At 58.3% G+C, this 25,541-nt stretch carries 23 protein-coding genes; 9 read left to right on the forward strand and 14 right to left on the reverse strand.

Annotated elements, in window-relative coordinates; translation table 11 throughout:
* Positions 1 to 11 precede the first annotated feature (11 nt).
* The 7 genes from ACR0AL_RS06150 to ACR0AL_RS06180 form a co-directional block, all read right to left on the reverse strand.
* Entirely contained in the window at positions 12 to 1,175 is a 1,164-nt protein-coding gene (locus ACR0AL_RS06150; RefSeq protein WP_480662325.1) for a M20 aminoacylase family protein, read from the reverse strand.
* 57 nt (positions 1,176 to 1,232) lie between these two features.
* Complete coding sequence (locus ACR0AL_RS06155; RefSeq protein WP_480662327.1) at positions 1,233 to 2,375, reverse strand: MFS transporter; 1,143 nt, start codon at positions 2,373 to 2,375, stop codon at positions 1,233 to 1,235.
* Positions 2,376 to 2,436: 61 nt separating this feature from the next.
* Entirely contained in the window at positions 2,437 to 3,714 is a 1,278-nt protein-coding gene (locus ACR0AL_RS06160; RefSeq protein WP_170348106.1) for a DUF3422 family protein, read from the reverse strand.
* A gap of 107 nt (positions 3,715 to 3,821) precedes the next feature.
* Complete coding sequence (locus ACR0AL_RS06165; protein ID WP_368040136.1) at positions 3,822 to 4,022, reverse strand: VOC family protein; 201 nt, start codon at positions 4,020 to 4,022, stop codon at positions 3,822 to 3,824.
* Between the two features lie 316 nt (positions 4,023 to 4,338).
* Complete coding sequence (locus ACR0AL_RS06170; protein WP_170348104.1) at positions 4,339 to 5,790, reverse strand: NAD(P)(+) transhydrogenase (Re/Si-specific) subunit beta; 1,452 nt, start codon at positions 5,788 to 5,790, stop codon at positions 4,339 to 4,341.
* 13 nt (positions 5,791 to 5,803) lie between these two features.
* Positions 5,804 to 7,375, reverse strand: a complete 1,572-nt coding sequence (locus ACR0AL_RS06175) for a Re/Si-specific NAD(P)(+) transhydrogenase subunit alpha (RefSeq protein ID WP_170348102.1) — start codon at positions 7,373 to 7,375, stop codon at positions 5,804 to 5,806.
* Positions 7,376 to 7,504: 129 nt separating this feature from the next.
* Positions 7,505 to 7,954, reverse strand: a complete 450-nt coding sequence (locus ACR0AL_RS06180; RefSeq protein WP_170348100.1) for a methyltransferase family protein — start codon at positions 7,952 to 7,954, stop codon at positions 7,505 to 7,507.
* A 166-nt stretch (positions 7,955 to 8,120) separates the two neighbouring features.
* Between ACR0AL_RS06180 and kynU the strand changes: the two genes are divergently transcribed.
* The gene (gene kynU, locus ACR0AL_RS06185) at positions 8,121 to 9,314 is read left to right on the forward strand and encodes a kynureninase (protein ID WP_480662329.1); all 1,194 of its coding nucleotides are present in this window, start codon (positions 8,121 to 8,123) and stop codon (positions 9,312 to 9,314) included.
* Here kynU and ACR0AL_RS06190 read toward each other — a convergent pair.
* Positions 9,307 to 9,885, reverse strand: a complete 579-nt coding sequence (locus ACR0AL_RS06190; RefSeq protein ID WP_480662331.1) for a TetR/AcrR family transcriptional regulator — start codon at positions 9,883 to 9,885, stop codon at positions 9,307 to 9,309. The genes kynU and ACR0AL_RS06190 overlap by 8 nt on opposite strands.
* A 99-nt stretch (positions 9,886 to 9,984) precedes the next feature.
* Here ACR0AL_RS06190 and ACR0AL_RS06195 point away from each other — a divergent pair, with 99 nt between their 5' ends.
* Positions 9,985 to 10,449, forward strand: coding sequence for a (2Fe-2S)-binding protein (locus ACR0AL_RS06195; protein WP_480636024.1), 465 nt, complete (start codon positions 9,985 to 9,987; stop codon positions 10,447 to 10,449).
* A gap of 3 nt (positions 10,450 to 10,452) precedes the next feature.
* Positions 10,453 to 12,693, forward strand: a complete 2,241-nt coding sequence (locus tag ACR0AL_RS06200) for a xanthine dehydrogenase family protein molybdopterin-binding subunit (RefSeq protein WP_480662333.1) — start codon at positions 10,453 to 10,455, stop codon at positions 12,691 to 12,693.
* A 39-nt stretch (positions 12,694 to 12,732) separates the two neighbouring features.
* On the opposite strand, the gene ACR0AL_RS06205 is transcribed toward ACR0AL_RS06200, so the two are convergent.
* The 3 genes from ACR0AL_RS06205 to ACR0AL_RS06215 all read right to left on the reverse strand — a co-directional run bounded on the left by ACR0AL_RS06205 (position 12,733) and on the right by ACR0AL_RS06215 (position 16,316).
* Entirely contained in the window at positions 12,733 to 13,512 is a 780-nt protein-coding gene (locus ACR0AL_RS06205; RefSeq protein ID WP_480662335.1) for a gamma-glutamyl-gamma-aminobutyrate hydrolase family protein, read from the reverse strand.
* A 220-nt stretch (positions 13,513 to 13,732) separates the two neighbouring features.
* Positions 13,733 to 14,158: a GlcG/HbpS family heme-binding protein gene (locus tag ACR0AL_RS06210; RefSeq protein ID WP_480662337.1), complete on the reverse strand. Its 426-nt coding sequence runs from the start codon at positions 14,156 to 14,158 to the stop codon at positions 13,733 to 13,735.
* Positions 14,159 to 14,183: 25 nt separating this feature from the next.
* Entirely contained in the window at positions 14,184 to 16,316 is a 2,133-nt protein-coding gene (locus ACR0AL_RS06215) for a malate synthase G (protein WP_480662339.1), read from the reverse strand.
* A 206-nt stretch (positions 16,317 to 16,522) separates the two neighbouring features.
* On the opposite strand from ACR0AL_RS06215, the gene pepN reads away from it, so the two are divergent.
* The 5 genes from pepN to ACR0AL_RS06240 all read left to right on the forward strand — a co-directional run bounded on the left by pepN (position 16,523) and on the right by ACR0AL_RS06240 (position 23,024).
* On the forward strand, positions 16,523 to 19,075 hold the full coding sequence (gene pepN / locus ACR0AL_RS06220) for an aminopeptidase N (RefSeq protein WP_480662341.1): 2,553 nt from the start codon (positions 16,523 to 16,525) through the stop codon (positions 19,073 to 19,075).
* Entirely contained in the window at positions 19,072 to 19,500 is a 429-nt protein-coding gene (locus ACR0AL_RS06225; RefSeq protein ID WP_170374568.1) for a hypothetical protein, read from the forward strand. The genes pepN and ACR0AL_RS06225 overlap by 4 nt, the downstream gene beginning before the upstream one ends.
* 260 nt (positions 19,501 to 19,760) lie before the next feature.
* Positions 19,761 to 20,891: a hypothetical protein gene (locus ACR0AL_RS06230; RefSeq protein WP_480662343.1), complete on the forward strand. Its 1,131-nt coding sequence runs from the start codon at positions 19,761 to 19,763 to the stop codon at positions 20,889 to 20,891.
* Positions 20,892 to 20,961: 70 nt separating this feature from the next.
* Positions 20,962 to 22,473 carry an Asp-tRNA(Asn)/Glu-tRNA(Gln) amidotransferase subunit GatB gene (gatB, locus tag ACR0AL_RS06235; RefSeq protein ID WP_480662345.1) on the forward strand — a complete coding sequence of 504 codons (1,512 nt, stop codon included), beginning with the start codon at positions 20,962 to 20,964 and terminating at the stop codon, positions 22,471 to 22,473.
* A 140-nt stretch (positions 22,474 to 22,613) separates the two neighbouring features.
* Positions 22,614 to 23,024: a DUF4177 domain-containing protein gene (locus ACR0AL_RS06240; RefSeq protein ID WP_480662347.1), complete on the forward strand. Its 411-nt coding sequence runs from the start codon at positions 22,614 to 22,616 to the stop codon at positions 23,022 to 23,024.
* A 17-nt stretch (positions 23,025 to 23,041) separates the two neighbouring features.
* Here ACR0AL_RS06240 and ACR0AL_RS06245 read toward each other — a convergent pair whose 3' ends face one another.
* Positions 23,042 to 23,266, reverse strand: coding sequence for a GDCCVxC domain-containing (seleno)protein (locus tag ACR0AL_RS06245; RefSeq protein WP_226688691.1), 225 nt, complete (start codon positions 23,264 to 23,266; stop codon positions 23,042 to 23,044).
* Between the two features lie 32 nt (positions 23,267 to 23,298).
* Positions 23,299 to 23,553: a BolA family protein gene (locus ACR0AL_RS06250; protein ID WP_170360232.1), complete on the reverse strand. Its 255-nt coding sequence runs from the start codon at positions 23,551 to 23,553 to the stop codon at positions 23,299 to 23,301.
* A 108-nt stretch (positions 23,554 to 23,661) separates the two neighbouring features.
* Between ACR0AL_RS06250 and ACR0AL_RS06255 the strand changes: the two genes are divergently transcribed.
* A complete protein-coding gene (locus tag ACR0AL_RS06255; RefSeq protein WP_170348074.1) occupies positions 23,662 to 24,285 on the forward strand; it encodes a J domain-containing protein in 624 nt (207 codons plus the stop codon).
* 6 nt (positions 24,286 to 24,291) lie between these two features.
* On the opposite strand, the gene ACR0AL_RS06260 is transcribed toward ACR0AL_RS06255, so the two are convergent.
* A complete protein-coding gene (locus tag ACR0AL_RS06260) occupies positions 24,292 to 25,020 on the reverse strand; it encodes a Hint domain-containing protein (protein ID WP_480646128.1) in 729 nt (242 codons plus the stop codon).
* Positions 25,021 to 25,541 lie beyond the last annotated feature (521 nt).

Raw genomic sequence — 25,541 nt, forward strand, 5'->3', positions numbered from 1 at the left:
CAACGCCAAGATCAGGCCGCCGGCATCCGCTGTTCGACAATCTCAGCCCACCAGCTGCACCCTACCGGAATGGCCTCGTCGTTAAAGTTGTACTCAGGGTGATGCACCGCCGCCGTGTCGCCATTGCCAACCAGAATATACGCCCCCGGCCGTTCTTCGAGCATAAAGGCGAAATCCTCGCCGCCCATGATCAACGGCGCTTCGTCGCAATTGCCCGCCACTGAACGCGCGACATCCGCTGCAAAGTCGGTCTGCTCGTCGCTGTTCACCATCACCGGATAGCCCAAGTAATAGGTGACATTGGCCGTTCCGCCAAATGTCGCCGCGATACCGTTGCAAATCTCTTTGATGCGCTTTTCCGCCATTTCCCGCATTTTTGAACTCATCGTTCGGACGGTACCTTTGATCTGTACCGTTTGGGGGATGACGTTAAAGGCGGTGGTCGAGGTTTCAAACGACGTAACTGAAACCACGACCTGATCCACCGGATCTGCATTGCGCGACGCCACCGTCTGCAATGCCAGAACCGCCTGCGCCGCCATCACGGTTGTATCGACTGTCTCATGCGGTTTGGCCGCGTGACCGCCCTTGCCCTCAAAGGTGATATCAAATTGATCTGTGGCCGCAAAGAACGCACCGGGACGAATGGCAAAACTGCCTACCGGGCGACCCGGCCAGTTGTGCATGCCATAGACCTCTTGGATGCCCCAACGGTCCATCATGCCGTCCTCGCACATCTCGCGGCCTCCGCCGCCACCCTCTTCGGCGGGTTGAAAGATCACCACGACGGTGCCGTCGAAATTCCGCGTTTCCGAGAGGTATTTCGCCGCTCCCAGCAACATCGCCGTATGCCCGTCATGACCACAGGCATGCATCGCCCCATCGGTCTTGGAGGCATACTCCAGACCCGTCGCCTCATGTATCGGCAGTGCATCCATATCGGCCCGCAGACCGATCACCTTGCCCCCCGTGTCGACCTTACCTTTGATCACCCCAACGACCCCGGTGCGACCAATTCCGGTGACAACCTCATCACAGCCGAATTCCTTCAGCTTCTCAGCAACCAGTGCGCTGGTGCGGTGCGTTTCGAATAGAATCTCGGGGTTTTCATGAATATCGCGCCGCCACCCAGTGATTTCACTCTGCAATTCGGCAAAACGGTTTTTGATCGGCATAGTCTTCTCCCATCTTTTTTCTTTGCCCCGGCTTTATCCCGGCGCGGAATTCTCAAGTCAGTCCAAAGACGCAGGCCGCAGCGCGCCGGACAACAGGACAATCAGGATGGCCAAGGGCAACAAAACCATGAATGCCAATCGTAATGTAAGCATCTCGGCCAAAATCCCAATAAGCGGTGGGCCGATCAGTAACCCTCCGTACCCCAGCGTCGCCACACTGGCGATGGCCTGCCCCGGCGGCACATGCGGATCATTGGCTGCCCGGCTGAAGGCCAGCGGCATGATCACAGCATAACCAACCCCCATCAGGGCAAAACCCGCCAAGGCCAATCCCGCCTCTGATGCCGAGACCACTCCGAACACGCCAAGTGCCGCGCAAATGCCTCCAAAACGGGCCGTTGCGACAGGACCAAACCGCGCGATTGCAAATCCGCCAGCCAGCCGAAACGCCACCATCGTCACCGAAAACAAGGCATATCCCAACGCAGCGACGCTTTCGGCGGCACCGGTCACATCGCGCAGGAATATTGCACTCCAATCCGCTACGGCACCTTCCCCCAAAGCGCCGCACAGCGCAGTGAACCCAACCAGGATCAACGCACCGGACGGCAGGGCAAAGACACTGCCGTCATGTGAGACAGCTCTTCGCGACGTCCACTTAACCCAGGACAGGGCCAGCGCCAGCGCCACGACAACTCCGCCAGCCAGTAAAAAGTGCTGCATCACTGTCAGTCCCAGCTGCACCGCCCCGTATCCGCTAAGCGCCCCCAACCCGGCGCCCAAACTCCACATCGCGTGGAACGAGGACATGACGGGCTTGTCATAGGATTGCTCGACCTCGGCGGCCCAGGCGTTCATGGCCACATCCATTGAACCGTGAAAGGCACCGAATACGAACAGGAACCCCGCCAGCGCCCAGAACCCATCGGCCACGGCCAACAGGATCAGAGACAACGTGTACAGCACCGCAATAACCCGCGTGATGGCTACGGCCCCGAACCGATCAGACAACCGCCCCGTCACCGGAAAGGAACACACAGCCCCCGCTGCCATGAACAGCAGACCATAGCCCAATGCCTCATGCGTCAATTCCAGCCTGTCCCGCACGGCTGGAATGCGAGATGCCCAAATGCCAAACAGCGCACCGTTCAGGATGAACATGGCAGCCACCGCCCGCCATGCAGACATAATTCCGATCACAGAAAACTCCCACGCGCAGTTTGCTGTTCCTAAAGCGCCCTAGGTAATTCGCAATTGCGGGCTATTGCAAACGCTTTCGAATCTGACGGATGGCAACCCAGACGCACAGAATGACAGGGATCGTCACAACCGAAGTCAACCGTCCCTGACTGATCCCATCCTCGGTCAGCGGGTAAAGAAAGTCACTGACCAGCGTCACCGCGTAGAAACTGATAGCTACCACAGACAGCCCTTCGACGGTGTGCTGTAGCCGCAGCGCAATCTGGGCACGCCGATCCATGCTTTCCAGCAGCGCCTGGTTTTGCGCACTGCGTTCCACATCGACCCGTGTACGTAACAATTCTCCAGCACGGATCGCCCGATCGGACAAAGCCTGCAGGCGGCGCTCGGTGGATTTGACGGTTCGAATGGCCGGATCGTACCGGCGCATCATGAAATCGGCGAAACTCTGACGGCTCTCAAACCGCTCTTCTCGCAGCACTTCGATCCGCTGGTTCACGATAGCCTCATAGGCCCCCGTCGCCCCAAACCGAAAGGAACACTGGGCGGACAGCGTTTCCAGCTCGGTCGAGGTGGACAATAGATCGGGCAGCAGTTCATCTGGGTGGGCCGTGTTGTCGGTCATTTGCCCCATCAACTCGGTCAGCCTACCGTCCAATTCACCGATACGTGGGGTCAGCTGTTTGACGCGGGCAAACCCAAGCATTGACATTGCTTTATAGGTCTCGATCTCACACAAACGCTGAATGATCCGCCCCGTCCTGCGTCGCCCTGTGCCCTTGCTGACAAACAGCGCAAAGCGCATGTGCCCGGCCGGATCGATACGGAAATCACTGGCACAAATGGCGGTATCGTCCAGCACCCGGGCCACGGCAAGGCTTTCAGGCTCGAACCAGTTCCCCAGAGAGGACCGGACCGCTTCGTCGTCCTGGCGTTCAACCACGCGGAGCATGGCCGACGTCACCCTTTGCCCTGGGCTGGCCATCAACCAATCAGGGGGAAAGACTTCGAAATCTGCCGGGTTAAAGGGGCGATCGCTGACATTTTGTGTAATCGCAGTGTAAGTGACGAATTCGGTATGCTGTTCCCATTTCAACCAATGACGGCCAATCTGACCAGCGTAATGCGTCGCCTCCGGCTGCGGATGTTGTGCGCCGTGGCGATCCAGCAGATTGATCAGATGGGCCAGATCCTCATCCCGGTCCCGTGCCACGGCTGCATCTGGCTTCTTGATCGCCAAGAACACCACCGTGCACGGCGTCGCGGCCACCGGAAAGGGGCGCGCGTGCAGTTCATTGGCCAGCGCATAGCGCAGCGGGTGATCATCAATGGGCGTCATGCAGGGCTCCGTTTTGTCCGGGGCACTATACGCCACCTCAAAAATACATCAATTCTCTTTTTATTTCATATACTTAAGTGGATACGGCTGTATACATTCCCTCTATCTCATTGATTTGGCTGCCACAGCTCGATTGGATTGCCCTCGGGATCGTGAATGCGGGCAAACTTTCCCACCTCACTGTCCCACTCAGCACGTGTTTCTACGGTGATCCCGGCGGCCTCAAGCTGCGCTATCAGTGCCGCCAAATCGTCTACTCGGAAATTGATCATCCATTGCTGATCTGCGCGGCCGAAGTATTCCGTAATTTCGGCAAATGGGGCAAAGACAGTAAACCCTTCGCGCTGCTACCAGGGCAAAGGATCGTAATGATTGACGCCCAAGTGTTTCTCATACCACGCGCTCAACGCGTTTGGGTCGCGGGCACGAAAGAACACACCACCTATGCCGTTTACTTTCTGCAAGGCTACTCTCCTGACACCCACCACGTCAGACCAGTCTATCACAATCCGCCTGCTTCATCTGGCTACAAATATCCCCAAGGTCCGGAGGCAGAGCCTCCTTCACTACAATTAAGAAAAGGGCGCCCGAAGGCGCCCTTTGCAATTTGGTTACACCCCAAGCTCAGTCGATCATGGGCAGCAGTTTGTCGAGGCTGGCCTTTGCGTCGCCATAGAACATGCGGGTGTTTTCCTTGAAGAACAGGGGGTTTTCGATGCCCGAATACCCGGTGCCCTGGCCGCGTTTGGACACGAACACCTGTTTCGCCTTCCAGCATTCCAGAACCGGCATGCCGGCGATGGGGCTGTTGGGGTCTTCCTGTGCCGCAGGGTTCACGATGTCGTTCGAGCCGATGACGATGGCCACATCCGTTTCGGGGAAGTCGTCGTTGATCTCGTCCATCTCCAGCACGATGTCATACGGCACCTTCGCCTCGGCCAGCAGCACGTTCATGTGGCCCGGCAGACGGCCCGCGACCGGGTGGATCGCAAAGCGCACATTTTTGCCCTTGGCGCGCAGCTTGCGAACCAGTTCCGATACAGACTGCTGCGCCTGCGCCACGGCCATGCCATAGCCGGGGATGATGATGACACTGTCAGCATCGTTCAGCGCTGCGGCCACACCATCGGCCTCGATAGCGATCTGTTCGCCCTCAACGGCCATCTGCTCACCCTGTGGGCCGCCAAAGCCGCCCAGGATCACGCTGACAAAGTGACGGTTCATCGCCTTACACATGATGTAGGACAGGATCGCACCGGACGAGCCCACCAGCGCACCAACCACGATCAGCAGGTCGTTGCCCAACGAGAAGCCGATCGCCGCCGCGGCCCAACCCGAATACGAGTTCAGCATCGACACAACCACGGGCATGTCGGCGCCGCCGATGCCCATGATCAGGTGATAGCCGATGAACAGCGCCGCCAGCGTCATCAGGAACAGCGGGAAGAAGCCACCGGTCGAGGTGTACCAGACCAGGCAGATCAGCGAGAGACCCGCAGCCGCCGCGTTCAGCGCATGACCGCCGGGCAGCTTGGTCGCCGCAGACGTCACCTTGCCCGCCAGCTTGCCATAGGCCACGACCGAACCGGTAAAGGTGATCGCACCGATGAAGATGCCCAGGAACAATTCCACATGCAGGATCGCCAGCTCGGCCGCATCCTTCTTGGCGATCAGCTTGGCGAATGCGCCCAGATCGCTCAGATCCGCTTCTTTCGCTGAATCCGCAATGGCCATGACCTGCGCCACGTTGCCAATCTCAAAATGCGCGTTGAAGCCCACGAACACAGCCGCCAGACCGACCAGCGAGTGCATCGCGGCCACAAGCTGCGGCATCTCGGTCATCTGCACGCGCTGCGCCACATATTGACCGATCAGACCACCGCCTGCGATCAGCAGCAGCGACAGCAGCCACAGACCCGAACCCGGACCAACCAGCGTAGCAAAGACCGCCAGCGCCATACCGACAATGCCATACCAGACCGCGCGTTTGGCGCTTTCCTGGTTCGACAGACCACCCAGCGAAAGGATGAACAGAACAGCCGCAACAACATAAGCGGCAGTAGTGAAGCCAATCATCTACCCGGCCTCCTTAAGATTTCTGGAACATGGCGAGCATGCGCCGGGTGACAAGAAAGCCGCCGAAGATGTTAATCCCGGCCATGAAGACAGACAGCGCCGCTAGCAGAATGACCAGGAACGATCCCGACCCGATCTGCATCAGCGCCCCAACGATAATGATCGACGAGATCGCGTTGGTGATCGCCATCAGCGGTGTGTGCAGGCTGTGTGCAACACCCCAGATCACCTGGAAGCCCACAAAAATGGCCAGCACAAAGACGATGAAGTGCTGCATGAAGCTGGCCGGGGCGATCAGCCCCACCAGCAGCATCAGCGCGCCACCAACACCCAACAGGGTGAACTGCTGTTTGGTCTGCGCCTTGAAGGCCGCAATTTCCTGCGCCTTTTTCTCTTCCGGGGTCAGTTCCTTGACCTCGGGTTTTTTCTGTGCCGCAATCGCCTGCACCTTGGGCGGTGGTGGCGGGAAGGTGATCTCACCCTCATGGGTCACGGTCGCGCCGCGGATCACGTCATCTTCCATGTCGTGGTTGATCTGACCATCTTTCTCAGGGGTCAGGTCCGTCATCATGTGGCGGATGTTGGTTGCATAAAGCGACGAGGACTGCGCCGCCATCCGGCTGGGGAAATCGGTATAGCCGATAATGGTCACGCCATTATCGGTGACAATCTTCTCATCCGCGACGGTCAGCTTACAGTTGCCGCCCTTTTCTGCTGCAAGGTCGACAATGACCGAGCCGGGCTTCATCGCCTCGACCATATCCTTGGTCCAAAGCTCGGGCGCTTCGCGGTTGGGGATCAGCGCCGTGGTGATGACGATGTCCATCTCCGGGGCCAGTTCACGGAACTTGGCCAGCTGTGCCTCGCGGAACTCGTCCGACTGGACGCTGGCATAGCCGCCGGTGGCCGCGCCGTCCTGCTGGTCTTCTTCAAAATCCAGATAGACGAACTCGGCGCCCATGGATTCGACCTGCTCGGCCACTTCGGGGCGCACGTCGAACGCGTAAGTGATCGCACCCAGCGAGGTCGAGGTCCCGATCGCCGCCAGACCGGCAACACCGGCCCCTACGATCAGCACCTTCGCAGGCGGCACCTTACCGGCCGCCGTCACCTGACCGGTGAAGAACCGGCCAAAGTTGTTGCCCGCCTCGATCACCGCGCGGTAACCGGCAATATTGGCCATCGACGACAGCGCATCCATTTTTTGTGCGCGGGAAATACGCGGCACCATCTCCATGGCGATGACGTTGGCGCCCTTGGCCTTAGCCGCTTCCATCCCTTCTTCGTTCCCTGCCGGGTTGAAGAACGAAATCAGCGTCTTACCCTTGGTCAGACGCTTCAGCTCGGTTGCGTCGGGTTGACGAACCTTGGCAACAATGTCGGCCTCTTTCCACAGCGCAGCCGCCGTCTTGACGACCTCAACGCCTGCAGCCTCATACGCCGCATCCGAAAAGCCCGCAGCAGCCCCAGCGCCTTTCTCAATCAGGCACTCATAGCCCAGTTTCTGCAACTGCACCGCAGAGTCCGGCGTCATCGCAACCCGGTTCTCGCCCTCATATTTTTCCTTCGGTGTGCCTATCTTCACTGGCAGTCCCCCTAGTTCTCACTCAAGCTGAGCGGGTGGTCGGTATTCTTCGTTAAGCAAACATGTATCTTGCGCAACATTATTTCGCAAGTGCAGCATTCACGATATGATATTATCGGTCTGTCCATCCTAAACCCACCGTCGGGTTTTACGTTCATAACGGGCAAAATCCGCGTGAAAAGTACGGCGCAGGCGGTCTTCTTCGGGCAGAATGAACCGGCGCTCAAGCACCCAGACGAAGATTGGGATAAGGATCAGAGACAGCACAGCATCAAACCGTAAAACCAAACCAGCCAGAATCAGAACATCGCCAACATAGATCGGGTTGCGGCTGCGTTTATAAATGCCTGACTGAACCAGCGCCGAAGGTGTTTCGTGCGGGATAACGGTTGTTTTGTGACGGCGAAACTCCATAATCGCCAATACGGCGAGCAGAATGCCGCCCCCGATCAGCAACCCGCTTAACAAGTCAGTCAGTCCACCGTCCAGCGACAAGCCCAGGGGGAAATGACGCGCCTGCAGCCAGGCCAGAAAAGCGAACCCAACAAGCCAGACGGGCGGTATGTCGATCCGGTGCATGCGCATCCCCGCAACTGACAACATGCACAGGCATGTCGTTTCTGGCCGATGTCCTACCGCTTTCGAACCGAATTGGCAAAAGCTCAGGTTGTCGCATCAATGGACAGGCCGATACGGATCGGCTAGGCCGAAAGAAAGCAACACAACACAAAGTAGTGAGCCGCCCATGACCGACTTTGCCGCGACCAAAGCCATGTTCGATCTGCCCGAGGATGTCATTTATCTGAACGGAAATTCGCTGGGTCCGTTGCCGCTGGCTGCCAGTGATCGTGTCAGTGACATGATGGTCAAGGAATGGGGCCAGATGCTGATCACCGGCTGGAACAAGGCCGGATGGATGGGTTTGCCGACCGGCCTGGGCGACCGCATTGGCCGTCTGATCGGCGCGGAACCCGGGACGGTTGTGACCGGCGACACCCTGTCGATCAAAGTGTATCAGGCCGTGGCATCTGCGCTGGAACTGTGCCCGGACCGCAAGGTGGTCCTGTCGGATAACGGCAACTTCCCGTCTGATTTGTATATGGTGGACGGGCTACTACGCTCGCTGGGGCCGGGTTATGAACTACGCGTTGTCGCACCCGAGGACGTGGCCGCTAACATAACCGACGACGTCGCCGTGTTGATGCTGACCGAGGTGGACTATCGCAGCGGGCGCATACACGACATGAAGGCGCTGACCGAACTGGCACATGCAAACGGGACGGTCACTGTCTGGGATCTGGCCCATTCCGCCGGAGCTATCCCAGTGGACCTGTCCGGCTGCAACGCCGATTTCGCGGTGGGCTGCACATATAAATACCTTAACGGGGGCCCCGGTGCGCCAGCCTTTATCTATGTCGCGCCACGCTTGACAGATCGCGCCCGTCCGGCCTTGTCAGGTTGGCTGGGGCACGAGGCACCCTTCGCCTTCGACCTGGACTACCGCCCCGGCAGCGGGATCGAGAGGATGCGGGTCGGCACCCCTCCGATCCTTCAAATGACCGCCCTGTCCGCCGCGATGGACATCTGGGACATGGCGGACATGGCTGATGTGCGCGCCAAATCCATCGACTTGACCGAGTTGTTCATAGCCCGTGTCGAAGGCACCTGCCCTGAGTTGGAACTGGCCAGCCCACGTGATCCGCAGCAGCGCGGCAGTCAGGTCTCGTTTCGGTTTACTGAAGGTTACGCCGCCATGCAGGCTCTGATCGCGCGCGGCGTGATCGGAGATTTCCGTGCGCCGGATATCATGCGCTTCGGGTTCACGCCTTTGTATATCGACGCGAGGGACGTCGAGCGCGCTGTCGAAATCTTGGCTGACATTATGCAAAACCGTTTATGGGATGCACCGGAATTCAAAGTGCGGCAGCGGGTTACCTGACCTCAAGCCCCGCACCGATCAACGCCGCGATCTGCGCAACCTGCTGTTCATAGACCTCTGCACCTGCACCGATCAGCTTGAGCCCCTTAAGCGTGGCCGTAATCGTCCGACCAGTCTCGGCCGCACCGGCCAGCAGGCGCACCCGCCCGGCCCGTTCTTGCTGTGTCAGCCAATCCGCGTATAGCCCTGACAGTTTAGCCTCACCCTCCGCGATGATCTCGGCGGATAAGGATTTGGTGTTGTCCAGCATCTCAAGCCCATGAGGCGAGGCCAGTATCGCGGCCATCCCTGCCGTCTGCGCCTGAATCGCACTGGCTAGAACCTCGGACACTGAACCTGACGTTGCCAGCGCCTCGGCAACAGCCGCGCATTTTTCGACATAGTAGATCTCGGTCAGTTTACTGACGATCGCCTCTTTGTTCTTGAAATGCAGATACAGCGCCGGCCGGGACATCCCCGCCCCCTGCGCAATGTCATCCATCGAGGTTTTTCGGTACCCATAAGCGGCAAAAGCCTGAAAAGCCGAGTTCAGGATGGTTTTTTGCCGTAAATCTTCAACTGCTTCCGTCATACCAGAACCTTTGACATTTTTTGTATATTTTGTCAATTGACACACTGACACTTTGCGCTAAATATGTCAGCAACCAGCCACAGCCAGATGAGGTGCGCCATGGCGACCACCCTGAAGATTAACGGTAAGCAACATCGGGTTGACCTGCCCGATGACGTCCCCTTGCTTTGGGTCTTGCGCGATGAGGTCGGCCTGACCGGCACCAAATTCGGCTGCGGCGTGGCGGCCTGTGGTGCCTGCACAGTTCATATTGATGGCGAGGCTGTGCGCTCGTGCCAGGTGAGCCTGTCGGATGTTTGGGGCGATGTCACCACCATTGAAGGTATCGGGACGCCGGGTACGATGGCTACAATCCAGCAAGCCTGGGTCGATCATCAGGTGGCGCAGTGCGGATATTGCCAGTCGGGCCAGATCATGCAGGCCGCTGCGTTGCTGGCTGAAAACCCTGCACCTTCGGACGCCGATATTGATGAGGCGATGCAGGGCAACCTGTGTCGTTGTGGCACCTACCCCCGTATCCGCGCTGCGATCCATGACGCGGCTGGCAAACTGAAGGAGGCGTAACTCATGGCTTCTGTTGGTAAAATCCTTCGCCGCACTTTCCTGATCGGCTCGGCCGCAATTGTCGGCGGCGTAGCATTCGGCGCCTATTATGTCAGCCGCCCCGCCGCGAACCCGCTAAAACCTGGCGAGGGTCAGGCGGCGTTGAACCCGTTTGTCCTGATCGACCAAAACGGCGTAACCCTCTTTGCACCGCGCGCTGAAATGGGTCAGGGCGTCAAGACCACATGGGCCGCGCTGATTGCCGAGGAATTGGACGTGGATCTGAACCAGATCACTGTGCTGCACGGTCCGGCGGCAGCGGCCTACTATAACTCTGCCATGCTGGGGGAAGGGTTGCCCAACAAGGGTTATGACATCTCGGACTTCCAGCACAATCTGGGCGAAGCGCTGGGTGTGCTTGGCAAAGCTCTTCACCTCCAGGTCACGGGTGGTTCGACATCGATGAAGGATGGGTTCGAGCGGATGCGTCAGGCCGGTGCCTCGGCCCGAGACACGCTCAAACGCGCTGCGGCCCTTCGTTTGGGTGTTGACCCGTCGGAACTGGGAACTGCCGCAGGGCATGTCATCGCGCCAAATGGCGACAAGATTGCCTATACGGACTTGGCCGTAGACGCCGCCGGGCTTGAGCCGGTTGAAGTGCCCCTTCGCGATCCGTCCGAATGGCGTTATCTGGGCCAAACCCAGCCGCGTCTGGACATGGTCGAAAAGGCAACTGGTACCGCCGAGTTTGGCGTCGATGTTCGCCTGCCGGGGATGAAATTCGCGGCCGTGCGCATGAACCCCAAGCTGGGCGGCGCGATGAATGGTTTTGACGACAGCGCCGCGCAATCCATGCCGGGGGTCGAGAAAATCGTTGATCTGGGCACAGGTGTCGCCGTGATTGCCAACAACACGTGGCTCGCCAATCAAGCAGTCGAGGCCATCGACGTGGATTGGGGTGACGCCCCCTACCCGCCCGAGACGGATGGCATTTTCACCAAGATCGCCGAGGCGTTTGATGACTCGGCGAATTCGACAATGCGCGACGATGGCGATGTCAGCGTCACACCCGAAGGCGCAACCGAGATTACCGCAGAGTACCAAGTGCCCTATCTGGCCCATGCCACGATGGAGCCGATGAACGCCACCGCGCTGTATACCGGCGATGCGTTGGAGCTGTGGTGCGGCAATCAGGCCCCAACCCTGATCCGGTTTCGCGCGGCCAACACCGCTAATCTGGACACCGAAGCGGTACAAATCCACACCACATATCTGGGTGGTGGGTTTGGTCGCCGGGGTGAACTGGATTTCGGCGAGATTGCCACCAAGGTTGCCATGGCCATGCCCGGCACCCCGGTTCAGACGACCTGGAGCCGCGAAGAAGATATGCGCCACGACTATTACCGCCCCGGCGCCATTGCCCGGATGCGCGGGGCAGTGCAGGACGGCAAGGCAGTTCTGATTGACGGCAAAGTTTCGGCGCAATCCTGCACGCAGCAGGCCGTGACGCGATACACTGGCATGCCTGGTGCCGGCCCGGACAAGGTTCTGGTCGAAGGTTTTTTCAACCAGCCCTACGCGGTGCCGAACTACCGCATGAGCGGCCACATCCCCAAACTTGACGTCCCCGTCGGGTTCTGGCGGTCGGTCGGCAACAGCCATAACGGCTTCTTCCACGAAACCTTCATGGATGAGATGGCTTATGCCGCGGGCCGCGACCCGCTGGAATTCCGGTTGGAACTGATGAAGGGTGAACACGCCCCCTCGGCCGGTTGCCTCGAAGCAGTGCGCGAGATGTCCGGATGGTCCGGGCAGACACCGGACGGCGTGGGGCGCGGCGTGGCGTTCACCTACAGTTTCGGTACTCCGGTCGCACAAGTGATCGAGGTGGTAGACGAAGACGGCACCTTCCGCATCAACAAGGCGTGGATTGCCTGTGATATGGGGCTGGCTCTGGACCCCGAGAACGTCAAAGCGCAGATGTTCGGCGGAATGATGTATGGTCTGTCAGCAGCCTGCTACGGCGAGATCACCTTTGCCGAAGGTGAGGTCGAGCAATACAACTTCCCCGACTACGATGCGATCCGAATGCATACTGCTCCGCAGGTTGAGGTGCGTGTGCTGGAAACCAACCGCCACATGGGTGGCGCGGGCGAACCCGGAACGCCGCCGTCAATGCCGGCGCTTGGCAATGCGTTGTTTGATCTGACCGGAGAACGCGCCCGAAAGCTGCCTCTGAATCAGCAGTTTGATCTGTTGATTTGATTGAAATGCGCCGGTCCCCTTTGTGGATCAGCGCGACATTCACGCCCGTTGCTGTACCAGACTGGCATCCGAACTGGTGGCCCATGCCCGTACGGCGGCACCGAATGCCTCGAACAAAGGTCGGGAAACGGGATCGTTCATTGCATCCCATTCAGGGTGCCATTGCACCGATAGAGTAAAGCCTGGTGCATCCTTGATATAGATCGCCTCGGGCGTACCATCAGGCGCGTGGCCGTCGATGACAACACGGTCACCGACCGTCTTGATACCCTGCCCGTGCAAAGTGTTAGTCATCACTTCGGGCGCGCCGAATAGTTGGTGGAATACGCCACCTTCGTCCAGTGTCACCACATGTCGCAAGGCGAACTTCTCTTCCAAAGTCCCGTCCGGGGGCATGCGGTGGTTCATTCGACCCGGCAAATCGCGTATTTCAGGGTAGAGCGTGCCGCCCATGGCGACGTTGACCTCTTGAAACCCGCGACAAATGCCCATGAAGGGCTGACCACGTTCGACACAGGCGCGAACCAAAGGCAAAGTGACCGCATCCCGCGCCCGGTCGAACTCACCATGCGCGTCAGTGGCGTCCTCGCCGTATTCTTCGGGATGTACATTCGGGCGCCCACCGGTCAGCAGGAACCCGTCGCAGACCTCAAGCAATTCCTCAACCGTGACAAAGCGCGGGTCGGATGGAATCAGCAGCGGCAGGCAATGCGAAACATTTGCCACGGCCTCAGAGTTCATCGTTCCACCCGCATGGGTAGGGTATTCATCGTTCATAAGGTAAGAGTTGCCGATGATACCGACGACAGGTCGAGACATTCCGCATTCCTTGCAGTTTCTGTAACTAACAGGGAAGCTATCCTCAGCAGAAAGAACGTGCAACAGAACACGTCCTGCATGACGGCGCAAGGACGTGTTCAACTGCGCACAAAACGTTCGGGCTATACGGCAAATGTCGGAACAGAATTACAAATGATACCAAGTTTTTGAGAGTTTTTCCCTATTCTCTGGAAAAACCGGCACCACAGGCTGATCGAAATCAGGCTTCTCCGGTCAGGCCTGCCCCCTCGACCCCGGTCATACCCGCAACGACATCATTGTCCGATGTGTCGCCTGTCACACCAATGGCCCCGATCACCGCGCCCTTGCGATCACGCAGCAAAATTCCCCCCGGAACCGGCACAACCTGACCACCATAAACGCCGTTCACCGCATTCATGAAATAAGCCTGAGCTTCGGCACGTTGCATTTGCGCAGTGCCCGCCATGCCCAGCATAACCGACCCATAAGCCTTACCATGCGCTAAAGCGAAACGGCCGGGCGCTGCGCCATCTTCGCGTTCAAACGCGATGACGTGCCCACCCGCATCCAAGACCACGACCGAGAGCGGCTTCAGCTCCATCTCGCGGCCTTTTTCAAGAGTTTTGCGAATGATCGTGCGGGCTTTGCGCAGAGAAATGGTCATGGTGTGTCCTAACGTTTTTGCGAAGTTAAAGGCTGGCTTTCAGTTCAAGACGGCGCGCATGCAGAACCGGCTCGGTATACCCCGAAGGTTGAATACGTCCCTTGAATACCAGATCACACGCGGCCTGGAAGGCGATCCCGTCGAACCCCGGCGCCATCGGCGAGTATTCAGGATCATTTTCGTTCTGACGGTCCACCACGGCAGCCATTTTTTGCATCGCAGCCATCAATTGTTCTTTACTGACGACACCATGATGCAGCCAGTTGGCTAGTGCTTGCGAGGAAATCCGGCAGGTTGCCCGATCCTCCATCAGACCCACATCGTTGATATCCGGCACTTTCGAGCAGCCCACGCCCTGATCAATCCAGCGCACGACATATCCCAAAATGCCCTGAGCGCTGTTTTCGATCTCACGCGTGATCTCATCTTCGCTGAGGTTGCGGCCATCCAGCAGCGGTATCGTCAGCAAATCCCACAACGTGCCACGGGCGCCACCAGCGGCCAGTTCGTCCTGACGGGCCAGAACGTCGACCTTGTGGTAATGCGTGGCGTGCAGGGTCGCAGCGGTCGGTGACGGCACCCAGGCGCAGGTCGCGCCGGATTGCGGATGGCCGATCTTGACCTCAAGCATCTCACCCATACGGTCGGGCATCGCCCACATGCCTTTACCGATCTGGGCCTTGCTCTTCAGGCCGCAAGCCAGACCGATATCGACGTTACGGTCTTCGTAAGACGCAATCCAGGGCGTGTTCTTGATGTCGCCTTTGGGCAGCACCGGACCTGCTTCCATCGAGGTATGAATCTCGTCCCCCGTCCGGTCCAAAAAGCCGGTATTGATGAAAGCCACGCGCGATTTCGCAGCTCGGATACATTCCTTGAGGTTGGCCGAGGTGCGGCGTTCCTCATCCATGATGCCCAGTTTTACGGTGTTGCGCGGCAGACCGAGAATGTCTTCGACCAAGTCAAAAATCTCGACCGAGAATGCCACCTCTTCCGGCCCGTGCATCTTGGGTTTCACCACGTAAACCGACCCGTTGACCGAATTGCCGCCTTCGCGCTGCAGATCGTGCATTGCGATCACAGTGGTGCAGAGCGCATCCATTAGACCTTCACCGGTCTCATTGCCGTCGGCATCCAGTACGGCGGGGTTGGTCATCAGGTGACCCACGTTACGCACCAGCATCAGCGAGCGGCCTTTCAGCGTTGCCTGCTCTCCATCTGCGGTGGTGTAATCGACATCCTCTGCCAGCTTGCGTGTGAAGGTATTTCCGCCTTTGGAAACCTCTTGCGTCAAGTCACCTTTCATCAGGCCCAGCCAGTTGCCATAGGCCACAACCTTGTCTTCGGCATCAACACAAGCAACCGAGTCTTCGCAGTCCATGATCGTTGACAAGGCCGCTTCGACGACCACATCGGCGATGCCTGCCGGGTCGGATGCGCCGATCGTGCTGGACGGATCGATCACGATTTTGACGTGCAGACCGTTGTTCTTCAGCAGTACGAATTCGGGGTTTTCAGCGGCGCCGCCATATCCAACAAAACGCGAGGGGTCCGCCAGCGCGGGCACCAGTACCCCGTTTTCCACACGCAGTTCCGAGACATCCGCCCACGAACCGCTGGCCAGCGGTGCAGCGTCATCCAAAAAACCTTTGGCCCAGGCGATCACCCGTGCGCCGCGGGCAGCGTCATATCCTATGCCAGTGGGAAGATCACCCATCGCATCAGTGCCATACAGCCCATCATACAAACTGCCCCAACGGGCGTTCGCAGCGTTCAGGGCAAAACGGGCATTGGTAATCGGAACAACCAACTGCGGCCCGGGGATTGCTGCGATTTCGGGATCGACATTTGCCGTTTCAATCTGGAAATCGGGGCCTTCTTCTACCAGATACCCGATTTCTCGCAGGAATGCCTCGTATGCGGCGGCATCATGGGCCTGCCCCTTGCGTTCCAGATGCCAACCATCAAGACGGCTTTGAATTTCCGACCGCTTAGCAAGCAGTTCCCGATTTTTTGGGCCAAGCTCATCAACCAAGCGGGCGAAACCGGACCAGAACACCTCGGGCGTGACACCTGTTCCAGGCAATGCCTGATTTTCGATGAAATCCGCCAGTTCCCAGGCAATCTGCAGCCCTTTCCGGGTTTCTCTGCCGCTCATAAGTCAATTCTCCCGCATTGTGTACGTTGGCATGCAGGCGTCAATTAGTGCGAAAGTTTCCGATAGGCAACAGACCCCTCAAGTTTCCGGTGGAATTTGAAGACTAAATTGACCTGCCTGGCGGCTCGGAATACCCAGCATCGGCTTGCGGCTGACAAGTGATCCCCATAACGTCACGCCAGAACTCAACCGATACGAGGCCCCCGATGCGTGACGCTGCCCCCACCACGATCTATCTGAAAGATTACACGCCTTTTGGCTATCTTGTGGACAGCGTGCATCTGACCTTTGATCTGGCAGATCATGCCACACGCGTTACGTCTCGTATTGCGTTCCGCCCCAACCCCGAGGCAACGGATCGTACGTTTTTTCTGCATGGCGAAGACCTGACCCTGATCCGGGCGGTTGTTGACGGGGTCGAAGTCACCCCCAATGTCACCGACAAGGGCCTGACTGTTGAAGTCCCCAATGCGCCCTTCATCTGGGAGGCCGTCGTCGAGATCGACCCCGGTAACAACACCGCGCTTGAGGGCTTGTATATGTCGAACGGCATGTATTGCACCCAGTGCGAGGCTGAAGGTTTCCGCAAGATCACCTATTACCCCGATCGGCCCGACGTGATGTCCGTGTTCACCGTACGCATCAACGGTGACTTGCCGATCTTGCTGTCCAACGGCAACCCCTCGGGCAAGGGAGAAGGCTGGGCTGAATGGACCGACCCGTGGCCCAAACCCGCCTATCTGTTCGCGCTGGTCGCAGGCGACCTGATCGCCCATCCCGGTCAGTTCACCACCATGTCGGGCCGTGACGTGGAACTGAACCTCTGGGTGCGCCCCGGAGACGAAGGCAAATGCGCCTTTGGGATGGAGGCACTGAAAAAGTCGATGAAATGGGACGAAGACGTCTACGGCCGGGAATACGATCTGGACGTGTTCAACATCGTGGCCGTTGATGACTTCAACATGGGCGCGATGGAGAACAAGGGGTTGAACATCTTCAACTCCTCCGCCGTTCTGGCCAGCCCCGAAACCTCGACCGATGCCAATTTCGAGCGGATAGAGGCAATCATTGCGCATGAATATTTCCACAACTGGACCGGCAACCGAATTACCTGCCGCGATTGGTTCCAACTGTGTCTGAAAGAGGGCCTGACGGTGTTTCGCGATGCGCAGTTTACGTCCGATATGCGCTCGGCCCCGGTGAAACGCATCCATGATGCGATCGACCTGCGCGCACGGCAGTTCCCCGAGGATAACGGTCCGTTGTCACACCCGGTTCGCCCTGAAAGCTTTCAGGAAATCAACAACTTCTATACCGCGACTGTTTACGAAAAAGGCGCCGAAGTCATCGCCATGCTCAAGCGGTTGGTGGGAGATGAGGCCTATGCGCAGGCGCTGAACCTCTATTTCGACCGTCATGACGGGCAGGCCTGCACCATCGAAGACTGGATCAAGGTGTTCGAGGATACGACCGGTCGCGATCTGACCCAGTTCAAGCGTTGGTACAGCCAATCCGGCACGCCGCGCATCTCAGTTGCCGAAGACTGGCAGGATGGCACCTATACCCTGACCCTGTCACAAAGCACCAAGCCAACACCCGGCCAGCCCAAGAAACTGCCGCAGGTAATCCCCGTCGCCGTGGGCCTGCTGGGCCAGAACGGTGACGAAGTGCGCGCCACCGAAGTGTTGGAACTGACCGAAGCCGAGCAAAGCTTTACTTTCACTGGACTGGCAGCAAAACCTGTGGCCTCGATCCTGCGCGATTTCTCGGCCCCGGTCATTCTGGAACATGACCACACGGATGCCGAACGCGCATTTTTGCTGGCCCACGACACCGATCCATTCAACCGTTGGCAGGCAGGGCGGTCGCTTGCGCAAGATACGCTGCTGCGCATGATCCGCGAAGATGCAGCGCCGGGAACGAACTATCTGGATGGTATGTTGGCCGTGCTGCGTGACGGCGATCTGGACCCAGCCTATCGCTCTTTGATGTTGGGTCTGCCAACGCAATCCGAACTGGCTGCGGCCTTGTTTGAAAGTGGTAACACCCCTGATCCGATGGCGATATGGACCGCCGTCGAAACCCTGCGCCAAGCGACCGCACAGCATGTTCAGGACCTGCTGCCAAGGCTGCACAGCGAAACACTGATCGACGCGCCGTTCAGCCCTGATGCTGATCAGGCCGGCAAGCGGGCGCTTGGTGGCGCAGTACTGTACTTGACTTCGCGGCTGGATGGCGGTGCCAAAGCGGCCGAGGAATACGCAGCAGCCGACAACATGACCCGCCAACTGACCGCCCTGTCTTGCCTGTTGCGGGCGGGCGCGGGCCAAACCGAACTGGCGGACTTTTACAGGCAGTGGCAGCATGACCGGCTGGTGGTCGATAAGTGGTTCGGTCTGCAGGTGACAACGGCCTCTCCTGAAACTACGCCGGATGTTACGCGCACATTGACCGAGCACCCTGATTTCAATTGGAAGAACCCCAACAGGTTCCGGGCAGTCATGGGGGCGTTGGCGATGAACCACGCCGGGTTCCATCGTGCGGACGGGGCAGGATATGCGTTGTTGGCAGACTGGCTGATCAGGCTGGACCCGGTTAACCCCCAGACCACCGCCAGGATGTGTTCTGCCTTCCAGACCTGGAAACGCTATGACACCGACCGTCAGGACCTGATGAAAGCTCAGCTGACGCGTATCGCCGACACACCGAACCTGTCGCGGGATACAACGGAAATGGTGTCTCGTATCCTCGGCGTATGACCCCGTTTACTTTCCAACGCCACAACAGGACCCCACGCGCCGTCGTGATCCTGATGTGCGTCTACGCGGGGCTGATCGCGTTGGTGATTCTGTTCGATGCGGCGTGGTGGCTGGTTGGTTTGCTGAGCTTGCCTACCCTGCCCGCCCTTTGGGACATTGCGCATGGCACAAGTGCCGGACTAACCCTGGATCACCGCGCAATACGATGGTTTTCAGGCAATCGCGAGGCCGAGGTTGCCTTGGCCGATATCGACCATGTCCGGCTCGACACGCGCTGGGACTTTTCCGTGCGCACGTCACTGGTTCTGGCCTCGGGCAAGCGGATTCGGCTGCCGGATGAAGCCACACCACCCCACAAGACCCTTGAAACTGTCCTGCAAGACGCCGGATTACGGGTTGAACGGCACCATTTCACCGTTTTCTGAAACAATCAGTCGGAAAAGGACCAATTCCCCCGGCCTGTCACGCAACACCCCCCAAAAAGCTTGAATTTGAGGCGATTTTCGGTCAAAGTTTCAAGCTAACTTACCAGTTTTTTACGGTTTCGAGTTTTACCATGTTTCGGTTTTTCAGGGCACGAGAGGCCCTTTCTTCTTTATCCAAGGGTCATTCCACGCAAAACGTGCGGGTAACCGACTGCGCGGTGACGGCATCACTGCCGGATAAAGGGCAATTGAACATTCCAGTGGCCGATATCAGGACCGAAGACCTGACCGCCCGTAACACCATTGAAGAAGGGCGCACACTGGCCAGACAGGACCGCTGGGCCAAGCTGTCCAAAATGATGCATGCCGCCGACAAGGACCGCGCAATCGCATCGGACGCAACACCGATTGCCGATCTGTTGGCCTTTGGCGCGCGTTCCGACGTTGTATTGGCAGTGGAACATGCCCTGTCGGATGGCAGCGCGCTGTGCGAATATGACTTGCTGGGCGGTATCTCAGAGCTTGAAGACGAAATGCGTGAGCATCCGAGTGATCCGATGATTACGCTGGTGGTCGCCTTAACACACATTGACCTGGCCTGGGCATGGCGCGGAACCGCAACGGATGCCACGTTGCCGCCCCTTCACCGGTCGCGTTGCGCGGCCCATTTCGACCGGGCCGCAAACCTTTTGCCGACATGCCGCGCTGCGTTGCCAGACAGCCCCATTGTCGCAGCCGCAAGCTGTGCCCTGTTGGCAGGTCAACGGAAGACTAACCAGCGTGTAGCCGAAGAATACGAACGCCTGATCTCCCTGGACCCGCACAATCAGCGGCCTATGCGGGCGATGGGCACGCATCTGCTGCCGCGTTGGTTTGGCAGCTATGAAAAGCTTGAAGTTCAGGCACTGCGGAACGCCGCGCGGACTGGCGACATCTGGGGCGCTGGCGGCTATACTTGGGTCCAGTTTGACGCCATCGCATTGGACGAAGAGGCCTGCGCTCGTCTGGATGTCGAGTACTTCCTGGAAGGGTTGGATGACATTTTGCATCGCCGCCCCGATCAGCAGACTGTCAACATGCTGTCGGCCTATTGCGCCATCACGATACAGAACGGTCAGGGCCTGAACGAAAAGGCCGACCTTGTCCGCTCGCAAATTCACGAAGCTGCAAACAGGCTGATCCGCGACCACATGACTGAACTGCACCCGCTGATCTGGGCGCATGCCGCGAATGGGTTCAACAACTCGGTTCGCATCAATTCTGCCGAACGGTTTGCAGCCCGCGGCAAGCGCGATGCGTTGCGTGCCATCCGTGATCTGTTCCGCGAGGAACTGCGCAGCGGCACGGACGTGACCTTTACACCGTCTGGTCTGCGCCTGTCTCAACACTGATTCCCCCTTGCCCCTCGCCCCTGCCGGGCCTAATACGCAGGCTTAGACTTCTGCGGAAATGAGGCGCGCCATGCTCGACCTGACATATGAAATGCCCAAACCCAAAACCATTGCCGGGGCCAAGCACGATTGGGAACTGGTGATCGGGATGGAGGTGCATGCGCAGGTCTCGTCCAATGCCAAACTGTTCTCGGGCGCATCGACCCAATTTGGGGCCGAACCGAACGCGAACGTGGCCTTTGTGGACGCGGCGATGCCGGGGATGCTGCCGGTGATCAACGAATACTGCGTGGAACAGGCGGTACGCACCGGACTGGGCCTGAAGGCGGATATCAACCTGAAATCGGCTTTTGACCGCAAGAACTATTTCTACCCCGACCTGCCGCAGGGCTATCAGATCTCACAGCTCTACCACCCCATCGTGGGCGAAGGTGAAGTGCTGGTTGAAATGGGTGATGGAACCGCGCGCAACGTGCGGATCGAACGCATCCATATGGAGCAGGATGCGGGCAAATCGATCCACGACATGGACCCGCATATGTCCTTTGTCGATTTGAACCGGACCGGTGTCTGCCTGATGGAGATCGTCAGCCGCCCCGACATTCGCGGACCCGAAGAAGCGGCGGCCTATATCGTCAAGCTGCGTCAGATTCTGCGCTATCTGGGCACCTGTGATGGCAACATGCAAAACGGCAACCTGCGGGCTGATGTGAACGTCTCAATCTGTTTGCCGGGCGCGTATGAGAAATACCAGGAAACGCAGGATTTCTCGCATCTGGGCACCCGCTGCGAAATCAAGAACATGAACTCGATGCGCTTTATCCAGCAAGCGATCGAGGTTGAAGCCCGTCGTCAGATTGCCATCATCGAAGCCGGCGGCAAGGTCGATCAGGAAACCCGCCTGTATGACCCGGACAAGGGTGAGACCCGCTCGATGCGGTCCAAGGAAGAGGCGCATGACTATCGCTACTTCCCCGACCCCGACCTGCTACCGCTTGAGATCGAGCAGGTATGGGTGGACGACATCGCCGCCAAACTGCCGGAACTGCCCGACGACAAGAAAGCGCGCTTCATAAGCGAATTCGGCCTCACCGATTATGACGCGTCCGTGCTGACCGCCGAGGTGGAATCGGCCGCCTATTTCGAAGAAGTTGCCAAGGGCCGCAACGGTAAGCTGGCCGCAAACTGGGTCATCAACGAACTGTTCGGTCGTCTGAAGAAAGAAGACCACGACATAACGGAATCGCCCGTGTCTCCGACACAATTGGGTGGGATCATCGACCTGATCGCATCGGACGCGATCTCGGGCAAGATCGCCAAGGACCTGTTCGAGATTGTCTATACCGAGGGCGGCGACCCGGCGCAGATCGTGGAAGAGCGCGGCATGAAACAGGTGACCGACACTGGTGCGATTGAATCTGCACTGGATGAGATCATCGCCGCCAACCCGGCGCAGGTTGAAAAGGCCAAGGTGAACCCGAAACTGGCGGGCTGGTTCGTCGGCCAGGTGATGAAGGCCACGGGTGGAAAGGCCAACCCCAAGGCGGTGAACGAACTGGTCAGCAAGAAGCTGGGCTCGTAAAGCCTTCGAGATATCGAACAGTCGCGGCGGGGTTTGAACAAAACCCTGCCGTTTTTCTTTCCGCCACGTCCATGCGATGATGACTTTCCCAAAATCGCCAACATGTTAGATTGCCGGAACCCGGCAACCAGGAAAATCCGATGCAGCGCTACGAATACAAAGTTGTCCCAGCCCCGCAAAAAGGCACCAAGGCCAAGGGCGTCAAAACCGCCGAAGGACGGTTTGCAGCATCCGTGGAACAGCTGCTGAACGAGATGGGGCAAGACGGCTGGGAATATCAGCGGGCCGAATTGCTGCCCAGCGAGGAACGCACTGGCCTGACCGGTTCAGCCGTGAACTGGCGCAATGTGTTGGTCTTTCGACGCGAGGTCGAGGCGTCTTTTGTCTCGACCCGCAACCCAACCGAAACGCCGGACAGCGTGCCGCTGGCGCAACCCGTACCTGGACCCGAAACAGTTGCTGCCCCGGCTCCGATTGCCGAAGAGGTGAATGACCCGCCCCTGTCGCTGAAAGGGTCCGAGGCGAAATCCGAACCTCAGGAAAAGCCCTGATCGCGGCGAGCCTCAAGTCAAGCGCAGCACGTTTTTCCCTGTTGTATCGGAGGGCAAGGCACCGTTGCGTATGAGCAATAGACGCAGCAATCGCCCTCCAGAGGCTTCAGCACTTGGTGGCAGGATTTGCATTCATAAAACCACTGACACGCGTCCGTGGGCATGGTTTCCGTTTCGACGTGCCCACAGGATGGGCAGGTCAGGGTGGACTCGAGCGTAAAGGCCGTCTCCGTTCTGGACATTTGATCCCTCCCCTCAAAGCACTTTGGGCCAGCTACCCCCCAATATCCAGCGCCAGAGCATGGATGCGCGGCACGATATCGCCCAGCGCCTTGTGTACAGCGCGGTGGCTGGCGACGCGGGACTGGCCCTCGAACGCGCTGGCGCGGATGCGGACATTGAAATGGCTCTCGCCTCCGTCCTGATACCCGGCATGGCCGCGGTGGCTTTCGCTGTCGTCGATGACCTCCAGCTCACGCGGATTGAACGCGGCTTCAAGGCGCTGATGGATTTCGTCACTCACGCTCATTTTTTCGCTCAGCGGCAAAAAATTTACCGCTCCCCCTCTTCTACTTTCGGCTGCTTAGACTAAACTGCTGCCTCCGAGTCGAAAAGATGCCTTGTCGAGGATCAGAGCATGGTAAAATCAGACCCCTTCGGATTCGATATGTCCGTTTCCAGCGCAAAGAAAAAAAACCCGCGCGGGCGCCGGGGGATGTCGGGCGCATCTGAGACCTCGACGCGAATCTGCGATCACGAGGGGTGTGAGGAGGCCGGTAAGTTCCGTGCGCCCAAGGCGCCGGATGTGCTGGACGATTTCTACTGGTTCTGCCAGCAGCACGTCCGCGAATATAACAACAAGTGGAACTTCTTCGACGGCACCACCGAGGCCGAGTTGAACGCTCAGCGCTCAAAAGACAAAGTGTGGGAGCGTGAGACCAAGCCGATGGGCGACCCCGAAGCGCGTGCTTGGGCCCGTCTGGGCATCGAGGACCCGCATCAGGTTTTGGGCGAGAACGCTACTAAGAACCCCGGCCGCGCCAATTCCGGAGGCCGCCGCCTGCCCCCAACCGAACGCCGCGCAATCGAGATTCTTGAAGCGCAGGACAGCTGGTCCAAGGCTGAGGTGCGCAAGGCCTACAAAAAGCTGATCAAGGTATTGCACCCGGACATGAACGGCGGCGACCGCTCCCAAGAGGAACAGCTGCAAGAGGTCGTCTGGGCCTGGGATCAGATCAAGGACAGCCGGAATTTTAAGTAAGCTCTACTACGCTGAAAACGTACCCCGCAGCGCCTGCGCTTCGGGGCGTTTCAAGCAACGAAGTTTGGTTTTTGGCACCTGCGCGCTGTCACTGAGTTCGGGAAATAGCGCGCGCAGTTCGTCAACATCTTCGCGGCTGAAAGAATTCAAAGACTGACCGCCGACATACAGGCTTTCACTTTGCAGGCCATGCGAGGACAGGATGGCATGCTGCTCGCAGGCAATGTGAAAGTAGGTGACGGGCTCATCCGTTCCTATCTGACGGATCGTATCATCGTTGACCAGATGAATCGCGGCCGAGAAGACCATCGGTTCCCCAAATAGCAATTCGGCCCGCCAGCCTTCAATCACAATCCGGTGCTGCGGGGATACGTACAGATCGCGGTTGGGCAGACCTTTGCCTAACGCGTTGCGCTGAATTCTCACTGGGCGAAACCTTGGCTGGAAGCGCAAAGTCTGAGCGCTGAGTGTTCGTTTCCCGATCCAAACAATAGGAAGGGTTTGACCATCAGATACGCAAACCCTGTCGCCCACCGCCAAATCCTCGACCGGTCGCGGGCCTGCGGTTGTTTCGATTAAGGTACCGGCAACAAAACAAGGCGGGTTCGACGGATCGAGATCACTCTGAGTGATCTTCCAATTGCCGGTGCTCATTGGTCCGGTTGGGTCGTTTGTGTCCCAAGCGAAAATCTGTGTGCCGACCTGAATAAATTCGCCGGAGTCGCCGTTGCTCACCCTGGTGCCTTGCCCAAGGTAGGTATAAGGCTGAAACGTAAGGCCCCCGTCGAATGAGATCGTTTGACCATCAACAATCGCTGGCTGAGTCGTGTTTTGAACGACTAAGTCGCCCGGGCCAGTTGTGTTTACGGTGTGCAGTAGGACATCAAAAGCCATCGAATTCGCCCTTTGCGCCAGCAATGGTCAAAACGGGGGCGCCATCATGCGACGGGTGGATGGGCACTCTTTCGCGACTGCTAGTCTCGTTCAATTACGCCTCACAAATTAAGACAATCGGACTATTCCCTTAAGCTCAGTCTACAAGATTCTATTTTAACCCAAATTAAATATTTCGATATTTGTATTTGATTGAGAATATTCTTCCTTACAAGCACCCTCCTTGATCGCTTTAGCTATCTGTGCGCATTCATCCCGATAAGGCCAGTTTCGAAGAAACATCCTCTCAGCCTCCGCGCGGCGCCTCTTTCCCTTGCCCTTCCCGGCAATATGTTGCACCACACACGGGTTCAAACCCGGCA

This window comes from Ruegeria sp. BB1 (genome assembly GCF_056539465.1).